Below are 12,241 nucleotides of genomic sequence, written 5' to 3' on the forward strand. Positions count from 1 at the left end.
ACCTACGAAGCGATAGCCCGCTGGTGAGCGTGCATCGCCATCTTGGCTGCCAGCAAGAGAGCCTCGCGCGTGGCGCTCACATTGGCGACCCCCTTGCCTGCAATCTCATAGGCGGTGCCATGTGCCGGCGTCGTAATCGGCACTGGATAGCCGCCCAGCAAGGTCACGCCCTTGTCAAAGCCCATCAGCTTCATCGCGATCTGCCCCTGGTCGTGGTACATCGTCAGGACGGCATCGAATGCTCCGGCCTTGGCACGGAGGAAAACCGTATCGGAGGGAAATGGTCCCGCTATCGCCACGCCCTTAGCCTGCGCGCGATGTACTGCGGGTGTGATGACATCTATCTCCTCATGACCGAAATTGCCTCCATCGCCCGCATGGGGGTTGAGAGCCGCGACCGCGATGCGAGGCTTTGTAAAGCCCGCCGTCAACATGGCTTCCTGTGTCCGCTCTATGGCTCGAACGACACTGGCCTCAGTGATGAGAGGCGCGACATCTTTGAGAGGAACGTGCGATGTCACGCGTGCATTCCAGATTGAACCCAGGATGTTGAACTCGCTGGCTGATCCGCTCACGGCGAAGACCTCGTCCAAGAAGACGATCTCGTCAGTATAGGTCGGATACGCCAGCCGCATCGCTGCCTTGTTGAACGGTGTGAAGCAGACCGCATCCGCATGACCGGCCGACGCGAATTCAATCGCTGCGCGGAAGTTTGCAAGGGCGAATTGGCCACCCTTGAGACTCACTTCGCCGGGGGTAATGCCCGCGGGGTCGCAGTGTTTAAGATCGACGAATGCAGGCTTCAACGACGGTTTGATTGCGTCAGTCACCGCATCGATCATCTCGACATCAACGTCTACGCCGGCAATGCGCGCACCTTCACGCAACACCCGGCCGTCACCAATCGCCACGATCCTTGCCGTGGAACGAACCTCATTCAACGACAGCACCCGCGCCGTCAACTCAGGGCTGATCCCAGCCGGATCGCCCATCGCCAGTACCAAGGTCGGAATGCTGCCCTTCATGTCCACCTCCCGAGTGTATTTTTCCATTATAGCACTTCTGAATAAGGTCATCAAGTATTCTGCATACAGAATTTTGTTGTGAGTGCTATACCTTGCGCTGCAAGAGCCCTGTTGGGGCAAGAACGGCATCATCCCGACATCTGCTTCGGCTTGTCGTCTTCGATGCGAAGGGCGAGATGCTGGTCCTCGAGCACGGTATTTTCGATCAGTCGGATGACTGGGTTTCTTGGGGTCAGAACAAGTGCTGTTCTCCTGTCTCTGGATCCCACCGATCGATAGCTTCTCCGATATTGAAGTCAGTTTCGCTGACGAAGCGCTTGCCTTTACCGTTTACGACAATGGAGTGAAGTGCCGCCGTAGACTTCACCTTTTCCAGTAGCGTCCCTCCTTTGCAACGCCGAAGCGATCCGGCATGCGCGAGAAGGCGGCAAGGCCGGCGAGGGCCGCGACCGGATGGGTGACGACATAGGTCGGGATGGATTTGAGGAGCGCGCTGTGCGGCGCCTTGTCCTCGAAGGCAGCGCGAAACTCGGGCCCGCGGAGCGCCGGAAGGATCTTTTGCGAGATGCCGCCTGCCAGGAACACGCCGCCCTTCGCCATGAAGACCATTGCCATGTCGCCGGCCACGCGCCCGAGATAGGTGGCGAACAGCGAGACGGTCTCGATCGCAGCGCGGTCATCCTGCGCCAGCGCTTTGGCCGTCACGTCCGCGGGGGTGGTGAGCGAGGCGACGAGGCCGTCGGCGGCCGAGACGGCACGATAGATGTTCATGATGCCACGGCCACACAGCAGCTGCTCGGCGGAGATGCGGCCCTCGATGGGTTCGAGGAAGGGCCAGATCCGGTAGTCGCGCGCGCTGCGCGGGCCGACATCGACGTGGCCGCCTTCGCCGGGGACCGGGATCCAGCTATCGCGGGCATAGACGAGGCCGGCGACGCCGAGCCCGGTGCCGGGGCCGAGCACGCTGCGCGAGGCGGCATGCCGCTCGATGCCAGGGCCGATCTTTTCCCGCTCGCCTTCGCCGAGCGAGGCGACGGCGAGCGCCTGCGCTTCGAAATCGTTGACGAGCAGCACGTCCTCGAAACCGAGATTGGCGATTATGTCGCGCGGGCGCACCACCCAGGGGCAATTGGTCAGCGGCACCTCATCGCCCTCGATCGGGCCGGCGAGCGCGAGAATGGCAGAGCGCGGTTGCACTGAGCTCTTGTGGAGGATGCACTGCTGGAGCGCCTCGTCGATGTTCTTGAAGTCGGCCGTCTGGACGATCGGGAACTGTTTCGGTTCGGCAACGGGATCGGCCAGCAGCGCGAAACGCGCGTTGGTGCCGCCGATATCACCGACGAGGATGGGGAAGGGGAGGTTCGCTTGATTTTCGCCCGGCCGTATCATCGATAAGTCCCGTTCATTATCTCGTGGAGGGTTGCTTCGGTGAAGTGCCGCAGCAAATTCGAACAGATGATCGGCGGTCGCTAGGTTCGATGGGGGCGACACTTAGCCGGACTACGCACGACACTAATGCCAAGCGCGAAAGCTCTGGATGTATTGGAAATCTCGGCCGCCGGAGAACGGCTCGGCATAGTGTCGAACGCAGGATGCGTACCGGATTTGCTAATAGACCGACTTAGGGCGATGAGCCAAAAAATCTTCGCGCAGCAGCCATTCGACTTATCGGCACCGATAGCGGGCGACAAGCGCAGCAAAAAGCGCTTACGATCTCTCAAGGCGCGAACTGATACAAGGTAGGTGTTCCGCTTGACCGCAACCATCTAAGTCCGACTATGTCATTGTTCTTCCGCCGTTTACATGTAGCGTTTGCCCAGTAATAAAAGCTCCTCGCGTCGATGCGAGAAATGAAATCATGTTTCCTACATCTGACGGTAAACCAAGACGACGAAGCGGTACCTGGCGAGAGTAGTCATCGAAAACTTCCTGACTTAGATCGGAATGGCGCTCAACTGGAATAAAACCAGGACAAACCAAATTCACCCGTATATTAAACGGGCCTAGCTCTTGGGCCCAAGATCTGGTTGTACCGACCATCGCAGCTTTCGCAGCCAAATATGGCGCCGATTCCGCCTTCGCCAGATCGACGGACTCGCTACCGATATTGATGAAGCATCCACTGCGCCTAACTTTCCAGTCTCTGACAATTGCCTTAAGTAGAAAAAGCGGCGCTTTGACACAGTAATCCATTAAATTCTGATAATGGTCCCAGTTCTGATTCTCGATGCTGTGCGACGAATGCGTTCCAACGGCGTTGCTAACGATCACCTCTATATCGCCAAGGGTTTCGGAAATGAGATTGATATTCTCCTGGACCGCGCTCGCGTCTCTAACATCGAAGCAAAATTCTTTTGCTATTCCGCCTTTTGAAATGATAGATTCAACAACTTTTTGGGCGCCGCGTTGATCGCGCGAGTAGGTTACGGCAGTTGCGTATCCATCTGCAGCAAGCGCGGAAGCGATGCCAGCTCCGAGGCCTCGCGAGCCACCAGTTACGATTGCGACTTTCATGTTGACGTCCTGGTGCTTGTGTTAAAATCGATGTCAGATTGCTCCCCTTTGCGGACGCTGGCCGCGGGTTACCAACACTCAATCGTATATTCATGTATCGAGCGCAGAGGATGCTGCTGGATGTCCATATATGTCTCCAAACCTAAAGCGGACGGAAGAGTACAAAATTGCATTTCCGTGAGCTTTTTTTGCACCTCTAAGCGCCTGTTGACGCACTCGTATTGTGGCTCACCCGTTTGAGGAGCTGCAATGCGCATAAACTTTACCAATCCCGCGCTAGCGGGCATCCAACTGTCGCTCGCCGCCTATTTACTGTTCAGTACGAGCGACATGCTCGTCAAAGTGCTGACTCGACAGGTGCCGGTGTTCCAAATCATCCTTCTCCAGGTTACCTTTGCGTTTGTACCTTTCATGTTCGTCGTGTTTCGACGCGGAGGTCTTAGAACCCGTATCAAAAATCCTATATTGGTCATCCTTCGTGGTGTGCTTGCGGGTACTAATACGCTTTGCGGCTTTTATGCATTCTCAGTGCTTCCCTTGGCGGAGGTCTACGCGATCGTATTCTGTACGCCGATTGTCGTGACCTTGGCATCGATCCCTGTTCTTGGCGAAACCGTGGGAATACACAGGATAGCCGCCATCCTGATCGGATTTGTGGGCATCCTTGTGATGGTTGACCCCGTTGCCACCCACTTCACCATGGCGCATTTGGCGGCCTTTGGCAGCGTGTTGGTAAGCGCGGCGGTCGTCCTGATCATGAGGAAAATTGGCAATGAGGAGGATCGTGTCAGTATGGTCGCGGCTGTGCTGCTTGGAATTTTTCTTGTCGGTTTCCCCGGCGCTCTTGCTCAGTGGCAGCCATTGACGGGGGAGGTCATGCTGATCGCTGCGGGTTCCGGTTTCTTTATGGGGTTGGCGCAATTCATCTCACTTGAAGCTCTCCGCCGCGCACCTGCCTCGGCGATTGCGCCGCTCCAATATACCATGCTGGTTTGGGCGCTCGTTTATGGGATCGCGATTTCCAGCGACCCTGTGAAACCGAATGTGTTGATCGGAGCGCTCGTGATCATCGCGGTGAACCTCTACAATATTCACCGAGAACGTATTAGGGCCAAGCAGAGCGTCACACACTGAAAGGCAGGTACAGATTTGTATGCGCGAGTGCGGCCGTCAAACGCCGAGGTTATCGACGAGGTACTGTCGAAGGCGCGAGATGGCTGGCTCGTTCCATCTGCTCTTGGAGGCGTAGAAGTAATAGGAGTCGAGATACGTTTCGGTCGGAACGGCTTCTGTGAGCCGACCTTGCGCTATCTCGGGCGCAACTAGAATTTCATTGGCGAGCGCTACGCCCTGGCCGATTGCAGCCGCCTCGATGACGATATGCGCATAGCCCAGTTTTTGACCACCGAGCGTAGGAGGCGCTTTGACGCCGTTCGCGTGAAGCCATCTTGCCCAGACGTCCGTAGTTTGCTCGTGAAGCAGCGGAACCGAAAGTAGGTCGCGGGGCTCCTTCACTGAGTAGCGTTCCAGAAAGTCACAACTTGCGACAGCTATATGTCTTGGCCTAAACAATTCGAGTGAATTACTATACGCGATGTATTCACGTCCGTAGTGGACGGCCACATCGGCTTCGAACCGCCTGAAATCTGGAAGGTGATCAGTCGCTCGCAAGAGTACGACATCAACCCGAGCTGCCTTGTTAATCTCTTTAATGCGCGGCATCAGCCACGATTTATTGAGGCCTGGTCCGCACCAGACCTTCAGTTGCTGGTGACCTGAGGGGCGAAGCATGAAGGTTGCATCGTCGATATGATCGAGCGCGACCGCAATACGCTCGTGATACTCCTTTCCGGCATCCGTCAGGCGTGTCTCGGCAAAGTTGCTGTCGAGCAGCTTTACCCCGAGCCAATTCTCCAGCTTGCGCACATGCCGGCCCACTACGGTGTGATGGATGGAGAGATCTTCGGCGGCCGATCGAAGGCTACCCAGCCGTGCCACGGCATCAAAGGCTCTCAAGGCTGTTAACGGTGGTAAGTTACGAGGCATTGAACCATGGATTGAGAAGAGGGCGGTAACAAAAACTAGCACATGCATTTTTTGCAGTGTGGTGCATTTCATGCATTCCTGTTAGCATTTTTTGCACCTATCCAGGAAGAATATTCAGGGCAATGGTTTGGTCATGGAAACGGCTGCAGCGTTTTCGCTTTTTCACCAAGACATCAAACCAAAGGATCCACCCCCGTGAGAATTGGTTTTTACACGAACTATTCCAAGGAAACGGCCGAGTTCGCCCATGAAGTCGGTTTCACCAGTCTTCAGCTCTCCGCTTGGCCGGGTTCAGCACTCGACGCCAACACGACGACCGACGCCCAGCTCGACGAAATCCGCAAGGATCTCGACAGCAAGAACATCCAGATCTCGGCTCTCGGCTATTATCCGAACTATCAGCATCCTGACGACCACGAACGCGAGGAGGCACAGGCTTACCTACCCAAGGTCATGGACCTTGCGTCTCGTCTCGGTGTCGAGGTCGTGGGGACCTTCGCCGGCCAGGACCCGCGCCTCAACGTCGAGGAGAACATTCCCGCTTTCAAGGAGCTATTCTCCCGCTACTGCGATCTTGCGGAAAAACACAATGTGAAGATCGCCCTCGAAAATTGCCCGATGATCAACGTCGTCACCATGAAGGGCAACAATATCGCCTACAGCCCGGAAATCTGGGATGTGATTTTCGATGTCGTTCCCTCGGATCGCCTCGGCCTCGAATTCGATCCATCGCACCTCGTCTGGCAGGGCATTGATTACTGCCAGGCGATCAAGGACTATGCGAGTAAGGTCTTCCATGTTCATGCCAAGGACATGGAGATCGACCGGAAAATTCTTGCCCGGAGCGGAATACTAGGGCGCTCGTTTGCGCCGAAGAAAGGCCTTGATCGCCGCTGGTGGCGCGCGCGCGCACCGGGCTGGGGCGAGGTCGATTGGCCGAAGTTCATCAGCGCCGTCATTCTGTCGGGGTACCAGGGCAATCTCGATATCGAGCATGAGGATGACATCTTCGCGAGCATGCAGACGATCCACTCGATCAAGTCGGAAGCCGATGTGGTCAGCAACTACAGCCAAGAACGTGCTGGTCTGCGGCTCGGCTACAACACGCTTTCCAAACTGATCGTAACATGAGGCGAGAGATGAGCAATTCAGCCAATACGTCCGCGCTCGAAATCGTCGAGCCGAAAGAAAAGATCGTCCTCTTCAAGGGCAAGGATCTTTCGGGATGGTTTTCCGACATCCCGGCGCGTGATGAAGATCCGTCAGCTCCCGATATCGTCGAAATCGTCAATGGGATCATCGTCACCCCCGGCAAAACGGTGGGTCATCTGGTTTCGGACAAGGCATTTCGGAACTATCGCCTTGAGGTGGACTACCGATTGCCCAAGGAGGGCGGTGGCGGAAGCATTCTCGTCCATGTCTCGAAGCTGCGGATGCTTAGGACGAAATCGAAGAACATCTTTCCGCAGTCGCTGGACGTGAAGATCCGGCACCATGATGCAGGCGACATCTACTGCATTATCGACAACATCCTCTGCGACAATCCCGAGCGGCGGCCGCTGGAAAAGGGTCAAAAGCCGGGCGGCGGTGACCAGGACGGCCGGCATGTCGTCAAGATCGTCGACGCCGAAGCGCCCCTGGGCGAGTGGAACACGATGGCATTCGAGTGCAAGGGGAACTCCCTTCGCATCTGGCTGAATGGTGTCCTTGTGAACGAGGGCTACGATTGCACCACGGACCACGGCAAGGTCGCGCTGCAAGTGACCGAACAACGCGTGGAGTTTCGACGGGTCGAAGTCTTTCCGTTGTAATCGCCGGCATTGGCGCGCGTTTGCCGCGCGCCAATGCACCATTAACCGACGTAGGCAGGTCTCACGATGTATCACCTTCAATTCCGGGATGTCCTCTCTGCTTGGAACCTGTTCCTTGAGGGGCTCCTGCTCACTTTGGGACTGTCCGGCGTCGCTCTTGCGGGCGGATTGCTGCTCGGCCTCGCCGCCGCCGTGACCCGCATCTATGGGCCTGGATGGGCGCGAAAGACGGTCATCATCTATGTCGAGGTGATCAGGAACACCCCACTGCTGGTACAGCTCTTCACTGTCTATTTCGGCCTGCCGAGCCTTGGCATTCGCATACCCGGTCTCTATGCGGCGATCATCTGCTTTATCGTCTATCTCGGAGCTTACCTCGCGGAGATCATCCGTGCCGGCATCGAGGCCGTTCCGCAGTCGCAAAAAGAAGCAGGTGCCTGTCTCGGGCTCTCGGGTTACCAGGTGTTCCGGCATGTCGTTCTTGTTCCTGCGATCAAGGACATGTTCCCCGCTCTTGCCAGCCAGTTCGTGTTCTTCATGCTGTCCACCTCGGTGGTATCGCAAATCGCGGTTTCGGACCTATTCCATATGGGCTCGATCGTCCAGGCGATGACCTACCGCGACTTTGAGATCTATCTGCTCATAGGCGCACTCTACCTCGCACTGGCCCTTCTTTTCCGTGCCCTCTTCGTCTCCATTTATCTGCTGTGCTTTGGACGGGACCAATGATCCGCGAAATCCAACTACTTGACCTGCTGACGATCGTTGAGGCCGCCGGAACGACTCTGCTCCTCTCTCTGGTGGCGTTCGTCGGCTCCTCCCTCATCGGAATCCTGATTGCAGGGCTCCGCTTCTCTCGCGTCGGTCCCGTCCGGTGGCTCGCGATCCTCTATGTGCAGATCGTCCAGGGGACCCCGCTGCTGGTCTGGCTATTCCTGCTGTTCTTCGGGCTCGCCACGCTGGGTTTCAATATCTCCGCATGGCTCGCCGTCTCGGTTGGCTTCTCGATCTACGGCGGGGCGTTTCTTGGCGAAACCTGGTTTGGCGCCTTGCGTTCTGTGCCGAAGACGCAGTGGGAAGCGGCCTCCTCGCTCGGTATCGGAGTATTCCATCAATTCACGTGGGTGATCCTCCCCCAGTCCATCCGGATTGCAATCCCGCCGACGATTGGCTTTGCCGTGCAGTTGCTCAAGAACACGTCGCTCGCCTCGACGATCGGCGTCTACGAACTGACCCAGAGCGGTCAATACCTCTCGGCTGCGACCTACAAGCCGCTCCTCGCATACTCGATCGTAGCAACGATCTACTTCGTCATTTGCTACCCGCTCACCACTTGGAGCCGCGGCCTCGAAAGGAAGCTTGATGTCAATCGTTGAACTCAAAAACGTGGAGAAGTGCTTCGGCTCGCTGACCGTGCTGAACGACGTGTCTCTCAATATCCAGCCGGGCGAAATCGTTTCCGTCCTCGGGCGGTCGGGCTCGGGCAAGAGCACGATGCTGCGCTGCATAAACGGATTGGAAATGGTTCAGAGCGGTTCCGTCATCGTTGATGGAATCACCGTCAACGACCCGAAGACGGATCTGCGGAAACTTCGTCAGCAGGTCGGCATGGTCTTCCAGAGCTACAATCTCTTTCCGCACCTGACGATCGCGGAAAACATCACCCTGGCGCCCAAGCTCGTACAAGGCATTCCAAAAGGTGAGCAGCGCGATCTCGCGCATGAAGCTCTCCGACGAGTGGGGCTAGAAGACAAGCTGGATCACCTGCCGCGCCAGCTTTCCGGCGGGCAGCAGCAGCGAGTGGCCATCGCTAGATCGCTGGCGATGAAGCCGAAGGTGATGTTGTTCGACGAAGTGACGTCCGCACTCGATCCCGAACTGACTGGCGAGGTCCTGAAGGTTCTCGAGGATGTGGCGTCGACAGGCATGACGATGATTCTCGTTACTCACGAGATGGGCTTTGCCAAGCGGTTCGGGACGAGAGCCGTGTTCATGCACAAAGGCAAGGTGTGGGAGGACGGCCCCGCTAAAGCCGTCCTTTCGGATCCGAAAACCCCGGAGCTGAGTGCATTCCTCAGCGCCGTCCTCCATTAACTCACCAAGAAAAGGGGAACTTCATGAAAAAGAAACTCTTCAAGGCGCTTGTCGTTGCCATCAGTGTTGCAGGTGCAGCAACCAACGCCTGGGCAGACAGGCTTCAGGACATTCTGTCGAACGGCGTCATCCGCGTCGCGGTATCGCTGGATAGTCCGCCTTTTGGCTCTGTTGGAGCGGATGGCAAGCCCGTCGGTCTCGATATCGAGATGGCGGAGATGGTCGCGCAGGCGCTGAACGTCAAGCTCGAGACGGTCGGCGTGCCGTCGGCCAACCGCGTCGCCGTCCTCGTGACGGACAAGGCGGACCTCGTCATCTCCAATCTGGGTATGACGCCAGAGCGTGCAAAGCAGGTGCTTTACTCCGCACCCTATGTCAACACGGTTCTCGGCGTCTTTGGGTCGAAGGACTTGCCTGTCTCCAAGCTCGACGACCTGAGTTCCTATACGGTTTCCGCGACACGCGGGGCTGCTGCAACGCAGGCAATCCTGTCGAAAAATCCGCGCGCGCAAGTAAAACAGTTCGAGTCAGACTCCACGTCCGCGACGGCCTTCCTCTCCGGACAAACTGATTTGCTAACGTCGAGCACGACTACGGTAGCGGCTTTGAAGAAGCAAAACCCGGACAAGCAAATGGAACTCCTGATCGCGCTACGGTCCTCGCCGGCCCATATGGCTGTGCGGATGGGAGAACTGAACCTTCTGGCATGGGTGAACAGCTTCATCTACTACAGCCAATTGAACGGCGATCTCGACCGGCTCAGCCAGAAGTATCTTGATTTGCCGCTGCAGCCTTTGGAACTGGCTCTCCCGTCGCGATAATTCGATAGAACAGATCGACCGCGGTGAGACTGCGATCGATCTGGTCGACACAGATCACAAGCCTTGTTGTCGCGGTAAAGAGACCGGTGCTGGTTTGTGATGTTCGATTCTAGGGCCAGAAACCAGATACTTTGAATTGTGTGTTCGAACTGATACTGGCAAAGGGATCAAGAAATCCCGATAAGCGCACCCTTATAAGCGGGGCTTGGATTAATTCCCAAGAATTCCGTTCCCTGTACATTTCCATACTGATCGGGCTGCGTTGCTATGCGAATGCTAAATGGTGGCGAGGTGCTTGGCATAGATAAAATCGCACCCCATCCACCATTAGCCGTGCAATCATCATAATTTGTCTCACAGTTTTTGCATATTTCAGGTATTGTAAACCATTTTCCATAATTGCCATCTTGATCGGTTATGGAGGCAAACGAATAGCATTCATTCGTTATGTTGACCAAGCCGAGCACCCAATTACCGGCAGATTTTGGGCTCGTTTCCAACGGGCGATAAGCTCTATCGATATCCTCGTCTTTGATTGTGAAATCAGAATATGCGCCTTTGGTCTGAACTTTCTCGTAAGGCATGATGTCCTCCTTCTTCAGGCTTAATGTTGCTATGCATATTAAGTGTGCGGCTGAAAGGCATAAGGGGGGCAACCGTCACAATGGAAACCATAAGGTTTCTTGAATGCTCCCGCTTGGGATGAGCAATAGCGGATGATTGCTATAACCACAGCTGGCCTAGGGCTTCAGTATCTGGTGGTACATATCGAGCTTGCCTGGTTGGTCCTTGGCGACCAGAAAAACCATATTCTGCGCGTCGAATACGCGGAACCAGTCATCCCATTCGACCACTTCGAGACCACCTTCATCCAGGGGCTGGTCAACATCCGGTACAAACTCCGGTTCGAAGACGATGCGAAGCACAGGTGTCCCGCCGAGTTCCGGCGAGGTATCGACGATGGCCGGAGACCCAGCCCGCGCGGAAACCCAGTCCCGGATTGCCTGATGGTCGGTGAGAGTGATTGATTCGCTCATGTCCAATGCTCCTTTCCTAATGGAACGCATTTATCCGATTGGTATTGCCGCGCCGGCACCGGCGACAGCATGCTATGTACAACGCGTTGTCATGTGCTGGTCAGGACGACCGCTGCTTCTGCCGTCAGCATCCGGAATGTGAACGTCTCCTGCAAATAGAGTTCGACGGCCGCGCTGGAATGGCTGAGATAACCGATGGAAATGTCCTGGCCGATATCCAGTTCAAAGTCGCCGCCGCGGGTTGTCAGTACAAACCCGCCTTCAATGGCCGGTGCCCAGATAATTCCTCCGTCCACTTCCCGGTCGATATGGTGGAAGACGGGATAGCCCTCGTCACTTCCGCCGCTCGCAGCGGTATAGGCCGCGGAACCGAGCACGAGCGCATAGGGGCCGTTTACACCGGCAAGCCGCAACTGGCTGACTGCTTGCGCCACCGCATCCGGATAACCGGTCACACTGGAAGGGAGCGGCACGGGCGCGTTGCTGCTGCCTTCGCGAATGCCGTGAATGGCTGCCGCGGCAAATCCATCAAAAACAGATCGGTCCTCGGCGAACGCGATCTTACGCGCGGCGTCCTTGACAGGTGTCCAGTCCGAATCCGTCGAACCGCGCTCCACGTCGTCAATGGCCTGACGCGTGAGTTCGAAAGGAACCCGGAGCTCGACGAGAGCCTTTACCTCGCGCTGTGTCGACTGGATTCCGTCGCCAAGGCCCTGGATCAGCTTCATATGCCCCGTACCCACAGCGGAAAAATCGACGCCCTTGGGGCCGACAACATCGACAACGCGCCGGGCCGCCAAATGGCGTTTCAAGGTACGTGATGCCTCTTCCTCGATTTGCGCCCAAGCACTGCCGGAGATCGGAGCGAGCTCCCGATGGAGATTGTTCATTGT

General features: G+C 56.5%; 14 protein-coding genes. 7 read left to right on the forward strand and 7 right to left on the reverse strand.

Features of this window, described 5'->3' with window-relative positions; all coding sequences use genetic code 11:
• Positions 1-2: 2 nt before the first annotated feature.
• The 3 genes from ACZ5FP_RS25825 to ACZ5FP_RS25835 all read right to left on the reverse strand — a co-directional run bounded on the left by ACZ5FP_RS25825 (position 3) and on the right by ACZ5FP_RS25835 (position 3,539).
• Positions 3-1,025: a 4-hydroxythreonine-4-phosphate dehydrogenase PdxA gene (locus ACZ5FP_RS25825; RefSeq protein ID WP_464665335.1), complete on the reverse strand. Its 1,023-nt coding sequence runs from the start codon at positions 1,023-1,025 to the stop codon at positions 3-5.
• Positions 1,026-1,388: 363 nt separating this feature from the next.
• The gene (locus ACZ5FP_RS25830) at positions 1,389-2,414 is read right to left on the reverse strand and encodes a glucokinase (RefSeq protein WP_464665336.1); all 1,026 of its coding nucleotides are present in this window, start codon (positions 2,412-2,414) and stop codon (positions 1,389-1,391) included.
• A gap of 387 nt (positions 2,415-2,801) precedes the next feature.
• Complete coding sequence (locus ACZ5FP_RS25835; protein ID WP_464665337.1) at positions 2,802-3,539, reverse strand: SDR family oxidoreductase; 738 nt, start codon at positions 3,537-3,539, stop codon at positions 2,802-2,804.
• A 249-nt stretch (positions 3,540-3,788) separates the two neighbouring features.
• Between ACZ5FP_RS25835 and ACZ5FP_RS25840 the strand changes: the two genes are divergently transcribed.
• Positions 3,789-4,673: a DMT family transporter gene (locus ACZ5FP_RS25840; protein ID WP_464665338.1), complete on the forward strand. Its 885-nt coding sequence runs from the start codon at positions 3,789-3,791 to the stop codon at positions 4,671-4,673.
• A gap of 36 nt (positions 4,674-4,709) precedes the next feature.
• Here ACZ5FP_RS25840 and ACZ5FP_RS25845 read toward each other — a convergent pair whose 3' ends face one another.
• A complete protein-coding gene (locus tag ACZ5FP_RS25845) occupies positions 4,710-5,657 on the reverse strand; it encodes a LysR substrate-binding domain-containing protein (RefSeq protein ID WP_464665339.1) in 948 nt (315 codons plus the stop codon).
• A 123-nt stretch (positions 5,658-5,780) separates the two neighbouring features.
• Between ACZ5FP_RS25845 and ACZ5FP_RS25850 the strand changes: the two genes are divergently transcribed.
• The 6 genes from ACZ5FP_RS25850 (at position 5,781) to ACZ5FP_RS25875 (ending at position 10,311) form a co-directional block, all read left to right on the forward strand.
• Positions 5,781-6,716 carry a sugar phosphate isomerase/epimerase family protein gene (locus ACZ5FP_RS25850; protein WP_464665340.1) on the forward strand — a complete coding sequence of 312 codons (936 nt, stop codon included), beginning with the start codon at positions 5,781-5,783 and terminating at the stop codon, positions 6,714-6,716.
• Between the two features lie 8 nt (positions 6,717-6,724).
• Entirely contained in the window at positions 6,725-7,396 is a 672-nt protein-coding gene (locus ACZ5FP_RS25855; RefSeq protein WP_464665341.1) for a 3-keto-disaccharide hydrolase, read from the forward strand.
• Positions 7,397-7,462: 66 nt separating this feature from the next.
• Positions 7,463-8,125: an amino acid ABC transporter permease gene (locus tag ACZ5FP_RS25860; RefSeq protein ID WP_464665342.1), complete on the forward strand. Its 663-nt coding sequence runs from the start codon at positions 7,463-7,465 to the stop codon at positions 8,123-8,125.
• Entirely contained in the window at positions 8,122-8,772 is a 651-nt protein-coding gene (locus tag ACZ5FP_RS25865) for an amino acid ABC transporter permease (protein WP_464665343.1), read from the forward strand. Before ACZ5FP_RS25860 ends, ACZ5FP_RS25865 begins: the two co-directional genes overlap by 4 nt.
• Positions 8,759-9,490, forward strand: coding sequence for an amino acid ABC transporter ATP-binding protein (locus ACZ5FP_RS25870; protein ID WP_464665344.1), 732 nt, complete (start codon positions 8,759-8,761; stop codon positions 9,488-9,490). The genes ACZ5FP_RS25865 and ACZ5FP_RS25870 overlap by 14 nt, the downstream gene beginning before the upstream one ends.
• Before the next feature lie 23 nt (positions 9,491-9,513).
• Positions 9,514-10,311, forward strand: a complete 798-nt coding sequence (locus ACZ5FP_RS25875; protein ID WP_464665345.1) for a transporter substrate-binding domain-containing protein — start codon at positions 9,514-9,516, stop codon at positions 10,309-10,311.
• A gap of 167 nt (positions 10,312-10,478) precedes the next feature.
• Here ACZ5FP_RS25875 and ACZ5FP_RS25880 read toward each other — a convergent pair whose 3' ends face one another.
• The 3 genes from ACZ5FP_RS25880 to ACZ5FP_RS25890 all read right to left on the reverse strand — a co-directional run bounded on the left by ACZ5FP_RS25880 (position 10,479) and on the right by ACZ5FP_RS25890 (position 12,238).
• Positions 10,479-10,895, reverse strand: coding sequence for a hypothetical protein (locus tag ACZ5FP_RS25880; protein WP_464665346.1), 417 nt, complete (start codon positions 10,893-10,895; stop codon positions 10,479-10,481).
• A 156-nt stretch (positions 10,896-11,051) separates the two neighbouring features.
• Positions 11,052-11,348 (reverse strand): hypothetical protein, encoded by a 297-nt coding sequence (locus ACZ5FP_RS25885; RefSeq protein WP_464665347.1) that lies wholly within the window; start codon positions 11,346-11,348, stop codon positions 11,052-11,054.
• An 89-nt stretch (positions 11,349-11,437) separates the two neighbouring features.
• Complete coding sequence (locus ACZ5FP_RS25890; RefSeq protein WP_464665348.1) at positions 11,438-12,238, reverse strand: family 1 encapsulin nanocompartment shell protein; 801 nt, start codon at positions 12,236-12,238, stop codon at positions 11,438-11,440.
• Positions 12,239-12,241 lie beyond the last annotated feature (3 nt).

This window comes from Phyllobacterium sp. T2-21 (assembly GCF_055378485.1).